The sequence below is a fragment of the Acinetobacter sp. CIP 53.82 genome (assembly GCF_000369465.1).
Classification (GTDB): domain Bacteria; phylum Pseudomonadota; class Gammaproteobacteria; order Pseudomonadales; family Moraxellaceae; genus Acinetobacter; species Acinetobacter indicus.
Genome location: NZ_KB850046.1, coordinates 917742 through 934026, shown reverse-complemented (window position 1 = coordinate 934026; position 16285 = coordinate 917742). Strand labels below are relative to the sequence as shown.

The following is a 16285-nucleotide window of genomic DNA, read 5'->3' as shown; positions in this document are numbered from 1 at the left end:
GTGCTACAAATTAGTGCAAGAATAAGGGCGAGTTTTTTCATGAGGTTACTCTTTTAGTCTTAAAAACAAGGTAATGCACTGATAAAGCACATCTTATGCCAGTTTTTCTGGCACCGGGCTTTTTTCCTGAGCTGGATTTGCTTTTGACAAAATAATGCTCGATTCAGCGCAGCTCGCATGGCATAGTGCCAAGCAAGATGACATCACAATATATGCACCCATGAGCTTAAATACACAAATTCTGGTGGCCGCAATTTTAGGGGTTCTATTCGGGTTTTTGTTGAACCTGTTGCCGGGCAGCGCATTTTATGACGGCAGCTTATATGGCCTGAGTATTGCCAGCAGTATTTTTATCGGCCTGCTGAAAATGCTGCTGATTCCCCTGATTTTCAGTTCGATTGTAGTCGGGGTATCCAACCTGCAGGCTTCTGGCCAGCTGAGCCGGGTCTGGAAAATTACCTTGCTGTGCTGTGTGACCACCACTACATTGGCGCTAATTTTAGGTCTGGCCTGTGCGCATCTGTTTGAAGTCGGTAAAGGCGTAGATGTGCGTTTATTCCAGGACGCGATGAGCCAGCATCAGACGCCAGATACCTTAACGCCATCGTCCTTCTTCACCAATTTTATTCAAAATACCCTGATTAATCCGTTTAAGGCCTTTGCCGAGGGCAATGTGCTGGCGGTGGTGGTGTTTGCCTTATTTGTCGGGGTGGCGCTGGTCAAAGGCGGTGAACAGTTCCGGACCGTACGCCGGCTTAGCCATCAGTTTTTTGACATCATGATGCTGATGATTGGCTGGGTGATGAAACTGGCACCGCTGGGGATTTTTGCGCTATTGGCCAAGCTGATTGCTACCGAAGATGTGACCGTACTCAGCCGTCTGGCTGAGTTTGCTGTGGTGGTAACGGGTACCACGATTTTCCATGGGCTGGTGGTACTGCCGCTGTTGCTGTGGCTATTTGGCAAAATGAATCCAGTGACCTTCTTTAAAGGAACCCGCGCTGCTTTAATTACTGCATTTGCCACCAGTTCCAGTTCGGCCACCATGCCACTTTCGATGAAATGCGCCCAGGAAAATCTGAAGGTGCGTCCGCAAACAGCTGGCTTTGTAATTCCGCTCGGTACACAGCTGAATATGGATGGCACGGCCTTATATGAAGCCGCTGCGGCGCTGTTTATTGCCAATTTAATGGGACTGGATTTGACCTTGGGCCAGCAGCTGGTGGTCTGTGCCACCGCCATGATTGCCTCCTTGGGCGCGCCGGGAATTCCAAGTGCCGGCATGGTCACCATGATTATGGTGCTGCAATCGGTCGGTCTGCCGGCAGAAGCAATTGCCATTTTACTGCCGATTGATCGTTTGCTGGATACCGTACGTACCGTAGTCAATGTCCAGGGTGATATGATGATTAGTGTGGTGGTCGATCGCTATACCCGCGACGATGAGATCGCCACTCAATCCTGAGCATCTTCCCAGCACGGATTCCAGACCACTTCCCAGAGATGGCCATCGGGGTCCTGAAAATAACCGGCATAACCGCCATAAAAAGTGGCTTGTGCCGGTTTGACAATAGTGGCACCGGCACGCTCGGCCTGCTGCATCACCTGATCTACATCCAGCGGACTATGCACATTATGCCCCAGACTGATTTGGGTCGGGCAAAAACGGCTCAGGGGTAGGCCACTATCCTGCGCCAAAGCAGCTTGCGGCCACAGTGCCAGTGTCAGGCCTGAATCCAGCGTGATAAACGCCACTGCGCCCTGTTCAAATTCCTGCCCGACGATACCCTCACTCTGCCAGCCCAAACCTTGCTGATAAAAGCGCAAAGCTGCGTCTAAATCCTGCACAGCCAGCGTGATCACACTTAAAGATGCGCGCATTGTTCCTGCCTTTTCGTTCAAGTCTAATTTTTATCTTAGCGGAAATCTGGCTTGACACAGTGCTGCCTGTGTCGGGCAATTGTATCTCTGCAATTCTGCACCAAGTGGACGCTTTACGCGACTTTAAGTTGGGCGCGCTGTGCCGCCGGGGAGGCTTGCAGATAGGCCAGCGCATCTTCGGTTTTGGCTTCATGCAGCGGGTCATACCACGGCATTAAATAACCCAACTGTTGTGATACCAGTCAGAATGGTGAGGGCAATAAGCCATTATTGGCCTGTGCAGTGCGGTACCATTCCCGCCAGATCCACGGTTTATACAGGGCTGGCCGGATTGATGCATAACGTGGGTCCTGACGCATAATATGCGCCGCGCCATCAACCCAAAGACCAATTACCCCGGCAATCACCAGCAGGCTCAGATAATAACGGGCCAGATAACTGCCACCCAAATGCCGGTACAGGTCAAAGGCTACGGTGCGATGCTCGAATTCTTCTGCGCCGTGCCATTTGACCAGATCCAGCATGGCCGGGTCGGCGCCCTGACGCTGCCATTCGCGGTTATACAGCGCATATTTACCCAGCACGCAGGTCATGTGTTCTACCGTAGCAACAATACCTAAACGGAACAGATCCCAGTGCCGTTCGCTCCACTGCGGCAATTGCAGACCTAAAGGCCGATCAGCCAGTAACTGGTTAAACAGCCCGTTCATCAGACTGATATTGCGCTGAATATCAATCTGGCGTTCAGTTAAATAATCCTTGTTGGCCGAGTTATGCGCCTGGGCGTGCATGGCTTCCTGGCGGATAAAGGCCTGCACATCCTGTTTCAGTTTTTCATCCTGAATCTGTGGCAAAACCTTGTTGTACAGCCGGCAAAACCAGAACTCGCCGGCCGGCAGAATCATGTTAATTTCATTAATAAAATAACTGGCAAAAGGCTGCTGCGGAATCCAGTCGATGGGGGTGTCCTGCCATTCAAAGCGGACTTTACGCGGTTGAATAAAGTAGCCAATGGATGAGCCACGGGCAGCACGGCGAAAACGTGCGAGGAGTTTTTTCATGCTGTATTGCACCTCTAAAATGTGATGCGGTTCAAATTATGCTCAGCATGAGTATGAAAAAAATATCCCCCATTGAAACTAGCAATAGGGGACATTCCAATATCAATAGATGTAAATTATTGTCAGACAGTTTTGAGTTGTTGCAAAGCTTATGGCTCTTTGGCGGCCGTTTCAGTCAGCTGTTCAACAGCTTCTGTATCCGGCAGCTCTTCTGCTTCCAGTTCATCTGCCGTGGCTTCCGGAATGCTGGCCAGATCAAACTGCTGTGATTGTTCCAGGGTAAAGTTCAGACGACCGGCCATTACACTGGCCAGTTCTTCCAGACCCTGACGATTGAGCGAGGAGAACAGTTGAATCGAGAAATCCAGCTTCATCTTTTTCAGCTGTTGTTTCACTTCCAGCAGAACTTTATTGGCCGGGCCACGATTCAGCTTGTCGGATTTGGTTAGCAGAACATGTACAAACAGATGACGGGAATAAGCCCATTCCAGCATCATCACATCAAAATGCTGCAGTGGATGGCGAATATCCATTAGCAAGACCAGACCCTGTAAGCTCTTGCGATGAATCAGGTAATTTTCCAGCTCTTTTTGCCAGACAATTTTCATCGATTCGGGTACCGCAGCATAACCATAACCCGGTAAATCGACCAGACGCTGCTCTGGATTGCCCAGACTAAAGAAGTTGATCATCTGGGTACGGCCCGGTTTTTTCGAGGCACGTGCCAGCTGTTTCTGGTTGGTGAGGGCATTAATCGCACTGGATTTGCCAGCATTGGAACGTCCGGCAAAGGCCACCTCATAGCCGCTATCTTCTACACAGAGATTCAGCTTTGGTGCACTCATCAGGAATTCGGCTTTACGTAGCCAGTTCAGGGCACGAACGGCATATTCGGTAATCGCAGGATCAGCCTTTTTCTCATAGCTAATCTTTTGCTTCGGCGCATTAGCGGCCTTAGTGTTTTTCGATTTTCCTCTGCTATGGTGCATAACTTAACTTCATCACTGCTTTTACAAAGCGGTATTATAGATCAACTCGCGCAGACACGCGAACTTTGCTGTAGCCGTGTGCAAAAGTTAGCTGACTTGGAGATTGATCAGCTGAATTGGCGATTGTGTGCTCCACTGTGCCGGTGCAGGAGTATCTAACACGTCGGACAGGGTGTACTGGTCCAGACTCTGATAAAACTGTTCCAGCGCCTGATCTAAAATGCCTTTTAAGCCACAGCGGCTGCGCAGCACGCACGGCGGGGTATTACATTCCACAATCTGGGTTTCACGTTGCAAAATACGCACGATCTGGCCCAGCTTCAGTGCCCGTGCATCCGGATTTAAACGCAGGCCGCCCCCTTTACCGCGGGTGGTAATCAGCCATTCCTGTTTGCCCATGAAATGCACAATTTTAACCAGATGGTTTTGGGAAACATGCAAATCCTGCGCAATTTCCGCAATCGTATACGGCAGATCTCGCGGTGGGGAGATATACAGCAGAATACGTAATGCATAGTCGGTGAATTTATTTAATTGCATGATCGCACAAATATTTTTTCAAAGTTGAAATACAAGAAGGCTAGTCTACCATAAGCAGACTAGCCCTCCTATGTTTTACACGTGTGGGGTTTTAGTGACGTACACCACCCGTACCAAACGCTTCACTGTGAATCTGTTCGGCTTTAATACCACGTGCCAGTAAGGCTTTTTGCTGCTCGGCCATGAATGGCATTGGGCCACACAGGTAGTAATCAGCATTTTCCGGTAATAAGGCAGCATCCATGGTGCTCAGGTCCAAACGACCGGCCACATCATAATCCTGACCTAACACATCTTCGGTATTCGGGAATTCATAGGCTGTAAAGGTATGAATACGTGGATACTTCGCCTTGATGTCCTGAATATGCTGTTTCATGGCATGTACCTGTTTGCTGCGGCAGGCATGAATGAAGGTCACCGGTTGTGGCACATCTAAAGTCACCAGCTGGTTCAGCATCGCAATCATTGGGGTTAAGCCAACACCACCACTGATGAACACATTACGTTTGTTGCTGTCGATCAGGTAGAAGTTTCCGGTTGGCGCTGAAATTTCAAGTTCTGCACCTTCTGGCAGCTGATGCAGCGCATTAGATACCCAGCCTGCAATCTTGTCGGCGCCATTACCCGGTTCACGTTTTACCGAAATACGTAAGTAGTCTTGCTGCGGGCTGGTTGACAGCGTGTATTGACGTGGTTGTTTCAGGTCCAGTTCAGGGACAAAAACACGTACTGAAATGTATTGGCCGGCTTCATATTTTGGTAAGGCACCACCATCGACCGGTTCAAAGTAGAACGAGGTAATTTCGTCGCTTTCTACCACTTTCTTGGCGATTTTGAAATTACGCCAGCCTAACCAGCTGCCTTGAGTTTGCTGATGCTGCTCGTAAATGGCACGTTCGGTATTAATAAACACTTCTGCAAGCTGGCCATACGCGGCGGCCCAGGCATCAATCAGTGGATCATCCATGGAAATATTCAGCACTTCGCTGATGGAGTGCAGCAGGTTTTCACCGACAATATTATAGTCCGGAGCTTGAATATTCAGACTGACATGCTTGTGTGCGACCAGTTCAATTACTGGCGCCAGTACTGATGGATCTTCAATATTTTCTGCATAGGCCAGTACCGCACCTGCCAGTGCCTGCGCCTGCGCACCACTGCGTTGATGACCCAGGTTAAAGGTTTCTTTAAGGTCCGGATTATTCCCCAACATGCGGTTATAGAAATAGCTGGTCAGGGCCACACCATTTTCACGTAGAACAGGAACAGTTGCTTTTACAAGGTCAATTTGCTGTGGAGTCATGGCTGATCTCTCATGGCTGGTTATTTATAAGATGTATTTAAAATACATTTTATAAAACGCCAGTGCAAGCACTGTTTTTAAAAAACCATAAAAAAATTATGGGATATAAAAATAACCCATAATGAAAGCTGTTCCTATCGGTTTTTTGATTATTTTCGGCCAAACAGGGAGCCTAATAATCCGCGGACAATTTTCTGTCCGGTGCTGCCGCCTAAGGTGCGGGCCGCGCTCTTGGCAAAGGTGCCGACAATATCCTGAGTCAGCTTTTCACGCTGTCGTGCAGTGCGTTCAGCTTCTTTTTGCTGTTCGCGGGCCAGACGTTCCTGTTCCCGCGCCTGCTGTTTGGTCAAAGCAGCCTGTTCTTTGGCTTGCTGCTTGGCTAAAGCTTCCTGTTCTTTGGCGCGTTGCTGTTCTAGCGCGGCCTGTTCAGCCTGTTGCTGGCGTTCCGCTACTTTCTGTTGCAGCATTTCATAGGCACTGTCCCGGTCCAGACTCTGCTCATATACATCGGCGACAATACTCTGGCTCATCAGTGCCTTGCGCTGTTCAGGGCTAATCGGGCTAAACGAGGAGTAGGGCGGCATCACCCAGCCGCGCTCTACAATCTGCGGCGTGCCTTGTTCATCCAGACAGCTAATTAGGGCTTCACCGACGGCCAGTTCGGTAATGGCCTGTTCTACCTGAAACTCCGGATTGGCACGGAAGGTCTCGGCAGCGGTTTTGACCGCTTTCTGATCTTTCGGGGTAAAGGCGCGCAAGGCGTGTTGCACCCGGTTGCCGAGCTGTCCCAGTACACTTTCAGGCAAATCCAGCGGATTCTGGGTGACAAAATAAATTCCGACGCCTTTGGAGCGAATCAGGCGGACTACCTGCTCAATTTTCTCCTGTAGGGCCGGGCTGGCATTGTCAAACAGTAAATGCGCTTCATCAAAGAAGAACACCAGCTTGGGTTTGTCCATATCACCAACTTCCGGCAACTGTTCAAACAGCTCTGATAGCATCCACAATAAAAAGGTCGCATACAGTTTCGGGGTGTGCATCAACTTGTCTGCAGCCAGCAGGTTGATGTTGCCGTGTCCCTGGGCATCGGTCTGCATGAAATCCAGAATATTCAGGCTGGGCTCGCCAAAAAACAGATCACCGCCCTGATCGGCCAGTGCCAGTAAATTGCGCTGAATCGCGCCCAGACTGGCTGGAGATAAATTGCCATAGTCGGCCTTTAACTCTGCCGCATGTTCGCTGACATAGCTGAGCATGGCTTTCAGGTCTTTAAAGTCAATCAGCAGGAGGCCCTGATCATCGGCAATCCGAAACACTGCCGACAGTACACCTTCCTGGGTGTCATTTAAATTCAGCATCCGGGCTAGCAGTAGCGGTCCGATTTCGGAGATGGTGGTGCGAATTGGATGGCCCTGTTCACCAAATAAATCCCAGAACACCACCGGCGAGGCAGCAAAGGGAATACTGTCAATACCCAGGCTTTTAATCCGTTCATCAAATTTGGGATTGCTGGAACCAGCCTGCGCCAGACTGGAAACATCGCCTTTGGCATCGGCCAGAAAGACTGGGACACCAATGCGGGAAAAACTTTCTGCCAGGACTTTTAAGGTCACGGTTTTACCGGTACCGGTTGCACCGGCAATCAGGCCATGCCGGTTGGCAAACTGGGAATGTAAGACTATCGCTTGTGTGGTATCACGGGTTTTTTTGGCAATGGTAATTGGTGTACCCATACTGTACTGATCCTCGTTGTTATTCGTTTTTATGCTGCTTTAAATGTTGTAGTGCTTGCGCTATATCTTGAATTAAATCATCCGGATGTTCCAGTCCTATACAGAAACGCACCAGCAAACCTTGTTTTAGGTGTTTATGCTCAAGCACACGCATCTCTCTAAGGTTATACAGCATTACCAGGCTGACCGGTCCCCCCCAGCTAAAGCCCAGCTTGAACAGGGTTAATGCATCACAGAATGCTCGAATATCGTTTAAATTGTATTGCGCATCAAAAATCACACTAACCAGTCCGGCGCTGTGACCCTCCTTGCAGATGTCTTTCCAGTATGCATGACCGGCACTGTCCGGATCAGCCGGATGCAGGACCTGAACCAGCTCTTTTTGCTGTTTTAGCCAGTTCAGCAAGGTCAGTGCTGATTGTGACTGTTGCTGGTAACGCAGCTGCATGGAGGCCAGACTGCGCTGGATTTGCGCCGTATCATCTCCGCTGACACAAATCCCCTGAATGGCATGCATCTGGAATAATTGATGATGGAGCTTCTGGTCACGCGTCACCACCGAGCCCATTAAAATATCGCCACCCCCGCTTGGATATTTGGTTAGCGCATGCACGGTCAGATCTACGCTTAAGTGGTCCTCGCCAAAATCAAAGGCATTAAAGGCCAGTCCTGCGCCCCAGGTATTGTCCAGCGCAGTCAAAATATTATGGGCTTGGGCTTTTTTTACCAGACCAATTAAGTCCGGAAACTCCAGTGTCACCGAACCAGCCGCTTCGAGCCATAACAGTTTGGCTTTATCGCTTGGGCTAAAGCTTTCTACCTCCACCGGGTTATAGACCTTGACGGCAATGCCATAACGCTGCTGCAGATTACGCAGATGCTCCATATTCGGGCCATAAATATTATCCGGAACCCAGACTTCATCGCCCTGACTTAACAAGCAGGAATTGACCAGATTAATCGCAGAAAGGCCGCTCGGCGCCAGCAGGTGATAGAGGCCGCCTTCGATCTGCGCGATGTGATCACCTAAAGTAAAGGTCGTCGGCGTGCCGTGCGTGCCATAACTATAGTCATAGACATCGGTCCAGTGGCGATTAAACAGTGCATCGGTGTTGTTAAAAATAATCGTCGATGCACGATAGAGGGGAGGTTGAACCGTAGAAATCAGTTGAGGGGCTTTTCGTGGTGCATGAATCAGTTCGGTTTGCGGATTTTTTTTCACGACTTCGCTCAAATCAGGACAATCAATTGAATTTAGCTTAAGAGAAAAGGATCAGTTGTGCCATATCTGGCTGTATTTATTTGACTTTGAACATGCAGCGCTAAAGTTGGCTTCATTTTTGCAAAACCTAAAAGCAGAGCTACAACAACAGGTTTCAGCGCATGGCGTCGCATTTAAAAGTACATTATTTTCAGCATATTGCTGGTGAAGGATTTGGAAGTTGTTATACGCATTTAAAAGGGTTAAATGCAGAGATCAGTGCCACAGAATTTTTTGCCTTGCCGGTTGATTCAGCACTGGATATTGAAGCGCTGCCGCAGATCGAGGAGGTCGATTTATTAATTGTCATGGGCGGCACCATGAGCGTTAATGATGAAGCCAATTTCCCCTGGTTAAAAATGGAAAAACGCTGGCTCAGGCGTTATTTGGCCATGGGTAAACCGGCCATTGGTTTGTGTTTGGGCGGGCAACTGATCGCCAATGCGCTGGGCGCGGCCGTCAGTCGCAATCCTGTACAGGAGCTGGGCTGGCACGAGGTGCACAAGGTCAGGCATGTGCCAGCAGACTATTTTCAGTTGCCGGAGCAGTTTAATGTCATGCAGTGGCATAGCGAAAGCTTCGAGATTCCCAAAGGGGCTGTGCATCTGGCCGAAAATGATGCCTGTCGCAATCAGATGTATCAGATTGGCAAAAATGTACTGGGCTTTCAGTTTCACCCGGAAACCACGCCAGAAAGCCTGCAATTATTCCTGGAAGATGAAGAAGAGCTGGCCCTGTTTCAGGGACCTTATGTGCAATCGCTAGAGCAGCTGCAGCGCGCCAATAAAAATAAATTTATTCAAGGAAATCAGATATTAAATCAGGCGATAGATTATGTATTACAGCAAACTGCAGCGCAGCGGCGGGCTGTATAATTATTAAACAATTGATTTGTCGAAATATTTGAAAAATGATGTAAAAAGCCACAAAAGGATTTGCTTATGCATTAAACAATCGTTATAATGGGCGACCCTTTGATATTAAGGGGGTTAACCGCGAAGAAAGTGGTTAACTATCGTTACAGTCGTGGCATCGATCACGACCTTAGTGATATTTCACTGCTCTTGACACTTGCCTTTATTAGTGGGGTGAGATGCGTCAAGAGTGATTCTTTATATATTTTGGCTTGGAGTTAACTGGTATGTCTAACCAGAGAATTCGTATCCGTCTTAAGTCTTTTGATCACCGTTTAATTGATCAATCTGCTCAAGAGATCGTAGAAACCGCTAAGCGTACTGGCGCACAAGTGTGTGGTCCAATCCCGATGCCTACTCGCATCGAACGCTTCAACGTTCTTACATCACCGCACGTTTACAAAGATGCGCGTGACCAATATGAGATCCGCACTTACAAACGTTTGATCGATATCGTTCAACCTACAGACAAAACTGTAGATGCATTGATGAAATTAGATCTTGCAGCTGGTGTTGATGTTCAGATCGCATTGGGTTAAGGCTTTCGGTTAATTAACGCTCTAAGTTAATTAAGCCGCTTTTTTAGAGGTTTATGCACATGGCTATTGGTTTAGTCGGTCGCAAGTGCGGTATGACCCGTATCTTTACAGATGCTGGTGTTTCTGTACCTGTTACAGTGATTGAGGTTGATCCTAACCGCATCACACAAATCAAAACGCTTGAAACTGATGGTTATCAAGCGATTCAAATCACTACTGGTGAACGTCGCGAATCTCGCGTAACTAACGCTCAGAAAGGTCACTTTGCGAAAGCGGGTGTTGCTGCTGGTCGTCTGGTTCAAGAATTCCGCGTTACAGAAGCTGAGCTTGAAGGTCGTGAAGTTGGTGGTACGCTTACTGTAGATTTGTTCACAGTTGGTCAAATCGTTGACGTAACTGGCACATCTAAAGGTAAAGGTTTCCAAGGTGGTGTTAAGCGTTGGAACTTCCGTACTCAAGACGCTACTCACGGTAACTCTGTTTCTCACCGTGTTCTAGGTTCTACAGGTCAAAACCAGACTCCTGGTCGCGTATTCAAAGGCAAAAAAATGGCTGGCCATTTAGGTGCTGAACGCGTAACTACACAGGGTCTTGAAATCGTTGCAATCGACACAGAGCGTTCAGTTCTAGTTGTTAAAGGCGCGGTTCCTGGTGCTACTGGTGGCGACGTAACTGTTCGTCCTACTATCAAGGCCTGAGGGGAAATAACGTGAATTTAAAAACTGTTTCCGGCTCTGCTGTTGAATTGTCTGAAGTAGCTTTCGGCCGTGAATTTAACGAAGCGCTTGTACACCAAGTTGTTACAGCTTACTTAGCTGGTGGTCGTCAAGGTTCTAAAGCTCAGAAGTCACGTGCAGACGTTTCTGGCGGTGGTAAAAAACCATTCCGTCAAAAAGGTACTGGTCGCGCTCGTGCTGGTTCTATTCGTAGCCCAATCTGGGTTGGCGGTGGTAAAACTTTTGCTGCTCGTCCACAAGACTGGTCTCAAAAAGTGAACCGTAAGATGTACCGCGGTGCAATGCAATGTATCTTAGCTGAACTTGTTCGCCAAGATCGTCTTGTATTAGTTGAAGAGTTTGCTGTTGAAGCGCCTAAAACTAAAGCATTGCTTGCAAAACTGAACGACTTGAATGCAACTCGCGCATTGATCGTTACTGAAGCTGTAGATGAGAATCTATACCTTGCAGCTCGCAACCTTCCGCACGTTGATGTGGTTGACGCTACTGCAATCGATCCTGTTAGCTTGATCGCGTTCGATAAAGTTGTAATGTCTGTTGCTGCTGCTAAGAAAATTGAGGTAGAACTCGGATGAACAACGAACGTTTATATCAAGTCCTACAAGGACCTGTATTCTCAGAAAAAGCACAAGTTTTAGGTGAAACTGCTGGTGTTCAAGTGTTCAAGGTTGCATTAAATGCAAACAAGCTTGAAATCAAAAAAGCAGTGGAACAATTATTTGGTGTAGAAGTTGTTAAAGTTAACACGACTATCACTAAAGGTAAGACTAAACGCTTTGGTAAAACTATCGGACGTCGTTCTGATGTTAAAAAAGCATACGTCACCCTGAAAGCTGGCCAAGATGTTGAAATGGCTGACTTGGGCGATACCGCTGAAACCGCAGCGGAATAAGGACGAAAATTATGCCTATTCAAAAATGTAAGCCAACGTCTCCAGGACGTCGCTTTGTAGAGAAAGTGGTTCATGATCACCTTCACAAAGGCGCGCCATATGCTCCGTTGGTAGAAGCTAAAAAACGTACTGGTGGTCGTAACAACAACGGTCACATTACGACTCGTCACGTTGGTGGTGGCCACAAACAGCACTACCGTATCGTTGACTTCAAACGTAACAAAGACGGCATTCCTGCTGTAGTTGAGCGTATTGAATACGATCCTAACCGTACTGCACACATCGCACTGTTGAAGTATGCTGACGGTGAGCGTCGTTATATTATTGCGCCTAAAGGCTTACGTGCTGGTGATAAAGTACAGTCTGGTAACGATGCTCCAATTCGTCCAGGTAACTGCTTGCCACTTCGCAACATGCCTATCGGTTCTACACTTCATAACATCGAACTTAAAATCGGTAAAGGCGCGCAGTTAGCTCGTTCAGCTGGTACTTCAGTTCAGTTGTTGGGTCGTGACGGTTCTTACGCTATCGTTCGTTTACGTTCTGGTGAAATGCGTAAAGTACACGTTGAATGTCGTGCTGTATTGGGTGAAGTTTCTAACTCAGAAAGCAACTTGCGTTCACTTGGTAAAGCAGGTGCTTCACGCTGGCGTGGCGTTCGTCCTACCGTACGTGGTATGGCGATGAACCCGGTTGACCACCCACACGGTGGTGGTGAAGGGCGTAACAAAGGTATTCAACCTGTAAGCCCATGGGGTCAAAAAGCTAAAGGGTACAAGACACGTACCAACAAGCGTACGACTAAGATGATTATTCGCGACCGTCGCGTTAAGTAACAAGTAAAGGAATCTGACTAATGCCTCGTTCATTGAAAAAAGGCCCATTCGTCGATGCGCACTTGTTCGCTAAGGTTGAAGCGGCTGTTGCGAGCAACTCTCGTAAGCCGATCAAAACTTGGTCGCGTCGTTCGATGATTCTTCCGGATTTTGTTGGTCTAACAATTTCTGTACACAATGGTCGTAACCACGTTCCAGTAATCGTTACTGAACACATGGTTGGCCATAAACTAGGTGAATTCGCGCCAACTCGTACCTATCGTGGTCACGGTGTTGACAAGAAGTCTAAACGTTAATAGGTGCTATGATGGAAGTAACTGCTAAATTACGCGGTGCCGCTATCTCGGCACAAAAGGCACGTTTGGTTGCAGACCTTATTCGCGGCAAATCTGTTGCGCATGCGCTTAACATCCTGAACTTCAGCAACAAAAAAGCTGCTGTACTGGTTAAAAAAGCGTTGGAATCTGCAATTGCAAATGCTGAACACAATAACAGTTTAGATGTAGACGACCTTAAAGTTTCTACGATCTACGTTGATGAAGGCATGAGCCTGAAACGTATTATGCCACGTGCTAAAGGCCGTGCAGATCGTATTACTAAGCGTACTTGTCACATCACCGTTAAGGTAGGGGTTTGATATGGGTCAGAAGGTTCATCCAATCGGTATCCGCCTAGGTGTTGTGAAACGTCATAACGCTAACTGGTATGCGAATCCGAAACAATACGCTGAATACTTGCTTAAAGACCTTCAAGTTCGTGAGTTTTTAACTAAAAAACTTAAGAACGCAATGGTAAGCAATATTCTTATCGAACGTCCGACAGGCGCTGCTAAAGTAACTATTAGCACTGCTCGTCCTGGTATCGTTATCGGTAAAAAAGGCGAAGACATTGAGAAATTACAGCGCGAACTTACCAACATTATGGGTGTTCCAGCGCAAGTAAGCATCAACGAAATCGATCGTCCAGACTTAGACGCACGTCTGGTTGCTGAAGCAATCGCTTCTCAATTAGAAAAGCGTGTAATGTTCCGTCGTGCTATGAAGCGTGCGGTTCAAAACACTATGCGTGCTGGTGCCAAAGGTATCAAAGTTGAAGTTTCTGGCCGTTTAGGCGGTGCTGAGATCGCTCGTACAGAATGGTATCGTGAAGGTCGTGTACCTCTACATACACTTCGTGCGGACATCGACTACGCGACTATGCGTGCTGAAACGACTTACGGTACGATTGGTGTTAAAGTTTGGATCTTCCGTGGTGAGATCTTGGGTGGCATGAAACAAGTCATGAACCCAGCTCCAGCTGAAGAACGTCCAGCTAAACGCGGTCGCGGTCGTGGTGAAGGTCAAGAGCGTCGTGGTCGTCGCAATGATCGTTCTGCTGAAAAAGGAGAATAATCCATGTTGCAACCTAAACGTACTAAGTTCCGTAAGGTTCAAAAAGGCCGTAACACTGGTCTAGCGCACCGTGGTAGCACTGTATCTTTCGGTTCTATCGCACTTAAAGCGACTGAACGTGGTCGTATGACTGCGCGTCAGATCGAAGCTGCGCGTCGTACAATCAGCCGTCGTGTTAAACGTGGTGGTAAGATCTTTATCCGTGTATTCCCGGACAAACCAATTACTGAAAAACCATTAGAAGTTCGTATGGGTAACGGTAAAGGTAACGTGGAATACTGGGTTTGCGAAATCAAACCAGGTAAGATCCTGTACGAAATGGAAGGTGTGAACGATGAATTAGCAACTGAAGCATTCAAGCTTGCTGCTGCTAAACTTCCGTTTAAAACCACTATCGTGACTCGGACGGTAATGTAATGAAAACTAAAGATCTACGTGAAAAGTCGGTAGAAGAGTTGAAAGCTTTGCTTGATGAGCAACAGCTTAACCAATTCCGTCTTCGTATGGCGAAAGCAACTGGTCAATTGGGCAAATCGCACGAAGTGCAAGTCGCTCGTAAAACTATTGCTCGTATTAAGACACTCCTTACCGAAAAACAGGGGAACGGACAATGAGTGATAAAACAGTCCGCACGTTAACCGGCAAAGTCGTAAGCGACAAAATGGACAAGTCTATTGTTGTGCTTATTGAACGTCGTGTTCAACACCCGTTGTATGGCAAATCAATCCGCCGTTCAACAAAATTACATGCTCATGATGAGAACAATACCGCTAAAATCGGTGATGTTGTAACCATCAAAGAAAGCCGCCCAATTTCTAAAACTAAGTCTTGGACTCTAGTTGAAGTTGTTGAAGCAGCTGCTGAGTAATTAACGTTCTTGTTGCATCATCGGTCAATTTCGAGTACTCTTTGAGCCTTTCGAAATTGTGACCGGTGATGCTCGGTTTTGGAGTAGGGCAATGATTCAAACCGAAACGATGCTCGACGTAGCAGACAACAGTGGTGCTCGCCGCGTACAATGTATTAAAGTACTTGGTGGTTCACATCGTCGTTATGCTTCTGTTGGCGACATTATTAAAGTTACTGTAAAAGAAGCAATTCCACGCGCACGTGTTAAAAAAGGTGACGTGATGAATGCTGTAGTTGTACGTACAAAATTCGGTATCCGTCGTCCAGATGGTTCTGTGATTCGTTTCGACGATAACGCAGCCGTTATTTTGAACAACAACAAAGCGCCGATTGCTACTCGTATTTTCGGACCAGTGACTCGTGAACTTCGTACTGAACAGTTCATGAAAATTATTTCATTGGCTCCTGAAGTTCTATAAGAGGCAATCATGGCTAAGATTAAAAAAGGCGATCAAGTAATCGTGATCGCAGGTAAAGAAAAAGGCAAACAGGGTACTGTTTTGTCAGTTTCTAATGACCGCGTTAAGGTTGAAGGCCTTAACCTGGTTAAGAAGCATCAAAAGCCGAACCGTGTTACTGGCGCTGAAGGCGGCATCGTAACTCAGGAAGCTTCGCTTCATATTTCAAACGTGGCAATTTTTAATGCTACAACCCAAAAGGCTGACCGTGTTGGTTACCAAACGATTGACGGCGTGAAAACTCGCGTTTACAAATCAAATGGTGAATCAGTGGCGGTAGCGAAGTAATAGGTTGAAATAGGCAATGGCCAGACTTAAAACACGTTACAACGACGAACTTAAAGCTCAATTACAAGAACAATTGGGCATTAAGAATGTGATGGAGATCCCTCGCATCACTAAAATCACTATCAACATGGGTGTTGGTGCAGCTGCTGCTGACAAGAAACTCCTTGATGGTGCTCTTTCTGATATGCAAGCTATCGCTGGTCAAAAACCAGTTCTTACGTTAGCTCGTAAATCTATCGCAGGTTTTAAAATCCGTGATGGTTGGCCGATTGGTTGTAAAGTTACTTTACGCGGCGAACGCATGTACGAATTCTTAGACCGTTTGATCTCTATCGCGATCCCTCGTATCCGTGACTTCCGTGGTTTCTCTGCGAAATCATTTGATGGTCGTGGTAACTACTCTATGGGTCTTAAAGAACAAATCGTTTTCCCTGAAATCGATTTCGATAAGATTGATCGTATTCGTGGTATGGATATTACCATCACTACGACTGCTCGCACCGATGACGAAGGCCGTGCGCTTATGCGTGCATTCGGCTTCCCGTTCAAATAA

21 protein-coding genes and 2 pseudogenes are annotated in these 16285 nt (G+C 47.4%); 16 read left to right on the top strand and 7 right to left on the bottom strand.

Going from position 1 to position 16285, the window contains the following annotated elements:
• Window positions 1-220: 220 nt before the first annotated feature.
• Window positions 221-1465, top strand: coding sequence for a dicarboxylate/amino acid:cation symporter (locus tag F905_RS10035; protein ID WP_034597932.1), 1245 nt, complete (start codon window positions 221-223; stop codon window positions 1463-1465).
• Here the strand turns inward: F905_RS10035 and F905_RS10030 are convergent.
• The 7 genes and pseudogenes from F905_RS10030 to F905_RS10000 form a co-directional block, all read right to left on the bottom strand.
• Window positions 1456-1881: a VOC family protein gene (locus F905_RS10030; protein WP_005180308.1), complete on the bottom strand. Its 426-nt coding sequence runs from the start codon at window positions 1879-1881 to the stop codon at window positions 1456-1458. The genes F905_RS10035 and F905_RS10030 overlap by 10 nt on opposite strands.
• A gap of 113 nt (window positions 1882-1994) precedes the next feature.
• Window positions 1995-2942, bottom strand: a pseudogene (locus F905_RS10025) (metal-dependent hydrolase).
• A gap of 149 nt (window positions 2943-3091) precedes the next feature.
• Window positions 3092-3931: a ribosome biogenesis GTP-binding protein YihA/YsxC gene (gene yihA, locus F905_RS10020; protein WP_005180304.1), complete on the bottom strand. Its 840-nt coding sequence runs from the start codon at window positions 3929-3931 to the stop codon at window positions 3092-3094.
• Between the two features lie 87 nt (window positions 3932-4018).
• Window positions 4019-4471, bottom strand: coding sequence for an RrF2 family transcriptional regulator (locus F905_RS10015; protein WP_005180301.1), 453 nt, complete (start codon window positions 4469-4471; stop codon window positions 4019-4021).
• 91 nt (window positions 4472-4562) lie between these two features.
• Window positions 4563-5774 (bottom strand): NO-inducible flavohemoprotein, encoded by a 1212-nt coding sequence (hmpA, locus tag F905_RS10010; RefSeq protein ID WP_005180299.1) that lies wholly within the window; start codon window positions 5772-5774, stop codon window positions 4563-4565.
• Between the two features lie 149 nt (window positions 5775-5923).
• On the bottom strand, window positions 5924-7507 hold the full coding sequence (locus tag F905_RS10005; RefSeq protein WP_005180298.1) for a helicase HerA-like domain-containing protein: 1584 nt from the start codon (window positions 7505-7507) through the stop codon (window positions 5924-5926).
• A 19-nt stretch (window positions 7508-7526) separates the two neighbouring features.
• On the bottom strand, window positions 7527-8729 hold the full coding sequence (locus F905_RS10000; protein WP_005180296.1) for a PLP-dependent transferase: 1203 nt from the start codon (window positions 8727-8729) through the stop codon (window positions 7527-7529).
• Window positions 8730-8890: 161 nt separating this feature from the next.
• Here F905_RS10000 and F905_RS09995 point away from each other — a divergent pair, with 161 nt between their 5' ends.
• The 15 genes and pseudogenes from F905_RS09995 (at window position 8891) to rplE (ending at window position 16285) form a co-directional block, all read left to right on the top strand.
• Window positions 8891-9643, top strand: a complete 753-nt coding sequence (locus tag F905_RS09995) for a type 1 glutamine amidotransferase (protein WP_005180293.1) — start codon at window positions 8891-8893, stop codon at window positions 9641-9643.
• 266 nt (window positions 9644-9909) lie between these two features.
• Window positions 9910-10221: a 30S ribosomal protein S10 gene (rpsJ, locus tag F905_RS09990; RefSeq protein ID WP_005180291.1), complete on the top strand. Its 312-nt coding sequence runs from the start codon at window positions 9910-9912 to the stop codon at window positions 10219-10221.
• 59 nt (window positions 10222-10280) lie between these two features.
• Complete coding sequence (rplC, locus tag F905_RS09985; RefSeq protein ID WP_005180289.1) at window positions 10281-10919, top strand: 50S ribosomal protein L3; 639 nt, start codon at window positions 10281-10283, stop codon at window positions 10917-10919.
• Between the two features lie 11 nt (window positions 10920-10930).
• The gene (rplD, locus tag F905_RS09980; RefSeq protein ID WP_005180287.1) at window positions 10931-11533 is read left to right on the top strand and encodes a 50S ribosomal protein L4; all 603 of its coding nucleotides are present in this window, start codon (window positions 10931-10933) and stop codon (window positions 11531-11533) included.
• On the top strand, window positions 11530-11850 hold the full coding sequence (rplW, locus tag F905_RS09975) for a 50S ribosomal protein L23 (RefSeq protein WP_005180285.1): 321 nt from the start codon (window positions 11530-11532) through the stop codon (window positions 11848-11850). The genes rplD and rplW overlap by 4 nt, the downstream gene beginning before the upstream one ends.
• Before the next feature lie 11 nt (window positions 11851-11861).
• A complete protein-coding gene (gene rplB, locus F905_RS09970) occupies window positions 11862-12686 on the top strand; it encodes a 50S ribosomal protein L2 (protein WP_005180283.1) in 825 nt (274 codons plus the stop codon).
• A 20-nt stretch (window positions 12687-12706) separates the two neighbouring features.
• The gene (gene rpsS, locus F905_RS09965; protein ID WP_001138119.1) at window positions 12707-12982 is read left to right on the top strand and encodes a 30S ribosomal protein S19; all 276 of its coding nucleotides are present in this window, start codon (window positions 12707-12709) and stop codon (window positions 12980-12982) included.
• Between the two features lie 11 nt (window positions 12983-12993).
• Window positions 12994-13323: a 50S ribosomal protein L22 gene (rplV, locus tag F905_RS09960; RefSeq protein ID WP_001982638.1), complete on the top strand. Its 330-nt coding sequence runs from the start codon at window positions 12994-12996 to the stop codon at window positions 13321-13323.
• 1 nt (window position 13324) lies between these two features.
• Window positions 13325-14141 (top strand): annotated as a pseudogene (gene rpsC / locus F905_RS09955) (30S ribosomal protein S3).
• Window positions 14081-14494 (top strand): 50S ribosomal protein L16, encoded by a 414-nt coding sequence (gene rplP, locus F905_RS09950; RefSeq protein ID WP_005180280.1) that lies wholly within the window; start codon window positions 14081-14083, stop codon window positions 14492-14494. Before rpsC ends, rplP begins: the two are co-directional and overlap by 61 nt.
• On the top strand, window positions 14494-14691 hold the full coding sequence (rpmC, locus tag F905_RS09945) for a 50S ribosomal protein L29 (RefSeq protein ID WP_000849928.1): 198 nt from the start codon (window positions 14494-14496) through the stop codon (window positions 14689-14691). The genes rplP and rpmC overlap by 1 nt, the downstream gene beginning before the upstream one ends.
• Complete coding sequence (rpsQ, locus tag F905_RS09940) at window positions 14688-14945, top strand: 30S ribosomal protein S17 (protein WP_005180277.1); 258 nt, start codon at window positions 14688-14690, stop codon at window positions 14943-14945. Before rpmC ends, rpsQ begins: the two co-directional genes overlap by 4 nt.
• A gap of 91 nt (window positions 14946-15036) precedes the next feature.
• Entirely contained in the window at window positions 15037-15405 is a 369-nt protein-coding gene (gene rplN / locus F905_RS09935) for a 50S ribosomal protein L14 (RefSeq protein WP_001982634.1), read from the top strand.
• Window positions 15406-15414: 9 nt separating this feature from the next.
• Window positions 15415-15732, top strand: coding sequence for a 50S ribosomal protein L24 (gene rplX, locus F905_RS09930; protein ID WP_005180274.1), 318 nt, complete (start codon window positions 15415-15417; stop codon window positions 15730-15732).
• 16 nt (window positions 15733-15748) lie between these two features.
• Entirely contained in the window at window positions 15749-16285 is a 537-nt protein-coding gene (gene rplE, locus F905_RS09925; RefSeq protein ID WP_005180272.1) for a 50S ribosomal protein L5, read from the top strand.

What these genes read in the sequence shown, in the direction of transcription:
- rplC (WP_005180289.1), top strand. Translation starts at nt 10,281, where the DNA reads ATGGCTATTGGTTTAGTCGGTCGCAAGTGCGGTATGACCCGTATCTTT.
- rplN (WP_001982634.1), top strand. Translation starts at nt 15,037, where the DNA reads ATGATTCAAACCGAAACGATGCTCGACGTAGCAGACAACAGTGGTGCT.
- hmpA (WP_005180299.1), bottom strand. Translation starts at nt 5,774, where the DNA reads ATGACTCCACAGCAAATTGACCTTGTAAAAGCAACTGTTCCTGTTCTA.
- F905_RS10015 (WP_005180301.1), bottom strand. Translation starts at nt 4,471, where the DNA reads ATGCAATTAAATAAATTCACCGACTATGCATTACGTATTCTGCTGTAT.
- F905_RS09995 (WP_005180293.1), top strand. Translation starts at nt 8,891, where the DNA reads ATGGCGTCGCATTTAAAAGTACATTATTTTCAGCATATTGCTGGTGAA.
- rplX (WP_005180274.1), top strand. Translation starts at nt 15,415, where the DNA reads ATGGCTAAGATTAAAAAAGGCGATCAAGTAATCGTGATCGCAGGTAAA.
- rplW (WP_005180285.1), top strand. Translation starts at nt 11,530, where the DNA reads ATGAACAACGAACGTTTATATCAAGTCCTACAAGGACCTGTATTCTCA.
- yihA (WP_005180304.1), bottom strand. Translation starts at nt 3,931, where the DNA reads ATGCACCATAGCAGAGGAAAATCGAAAAACACTAAGGCCGCTAATGCG.
- rplB (WP_005180283.1), top strand. Translation starts at nt 11,862, where the DNA reads ATGCCTATTCAAAAATGTAAGCCAACGTCTCCAGGACGTCGCTTTGTA.
- rpsJ (WP_005180291.1), top strand. Translation starts at nt 9,910, where the DNA reads ATGTCTAACCAGAGAATTCGTATCCGTCTTAAGTCTTTTGATCACCGT.
- F905_RS10005 (WP_005180298.1), bottom strand. Translation starts at nt 7,507, where the DNA reads ATGGGTACACCAATTACCATTGCCAAAAAAACCCGTGATACCACACAA.
- rplP (WP_005180280.1), top strand. Translation starts at nt 14,081, where the DNA reads ATGTTGCAACCTAAACGTACTAAGTTCCGTAAGGTTCAAAAAGGCCGT.
- F905_RS10035 (WP_034597932.1), top strand. Translation starts at nt 221, where the DNA reads ATGAGCTTAAATACACAAATTCTGGTGGCCGCAATTTTAGGGGTTCTA.
- rpsS (WP_001138119.1), top strand. Translation starts at nt 12,707, where the DNA reads ATGCCTCGTTCATTGAAAAAAGGCCCATTCGTCGATGCGCACTTGTTC.
- rpsQ (WP_005180277.1), top strand. Translation starts at nt 14,688, where the DNA reads ATGAGTGATAAAACAGTCCGCACGTTAACCGGCAAAGTCGTAAGCGAC.
- rpmC (WP_000849928.1), top strand. Translation starts at nt 14,494, where the DNA reads ATGAAAACTAAAGATCTACGTGAAAAGTCGGTAGAAGAGTTGAAAGCT.
- F905_RS10030 (WP_005180308.1), bottom strand. Translation starts at nt 1,881, where the DNA reads ATGCGCGCATCTTTAAGTGTGATCACGCTGGCTGTGCAGGATTTAGAC.
- rplV (WP_001982638.1), top strand. Translation starts at nt 12,994, where the DNA reads ATGGAAGTAACTGCTAAATTACGCGGTGCCGCTATCTCGGCACAAAAG.
- rplE (WP_005180272.1), top strand. Translation starts at nt 15,749, where the DNA reads ATGGCCAGACTTAAAACACGTTACAACGACGAACTTAAAGCTCAATTA.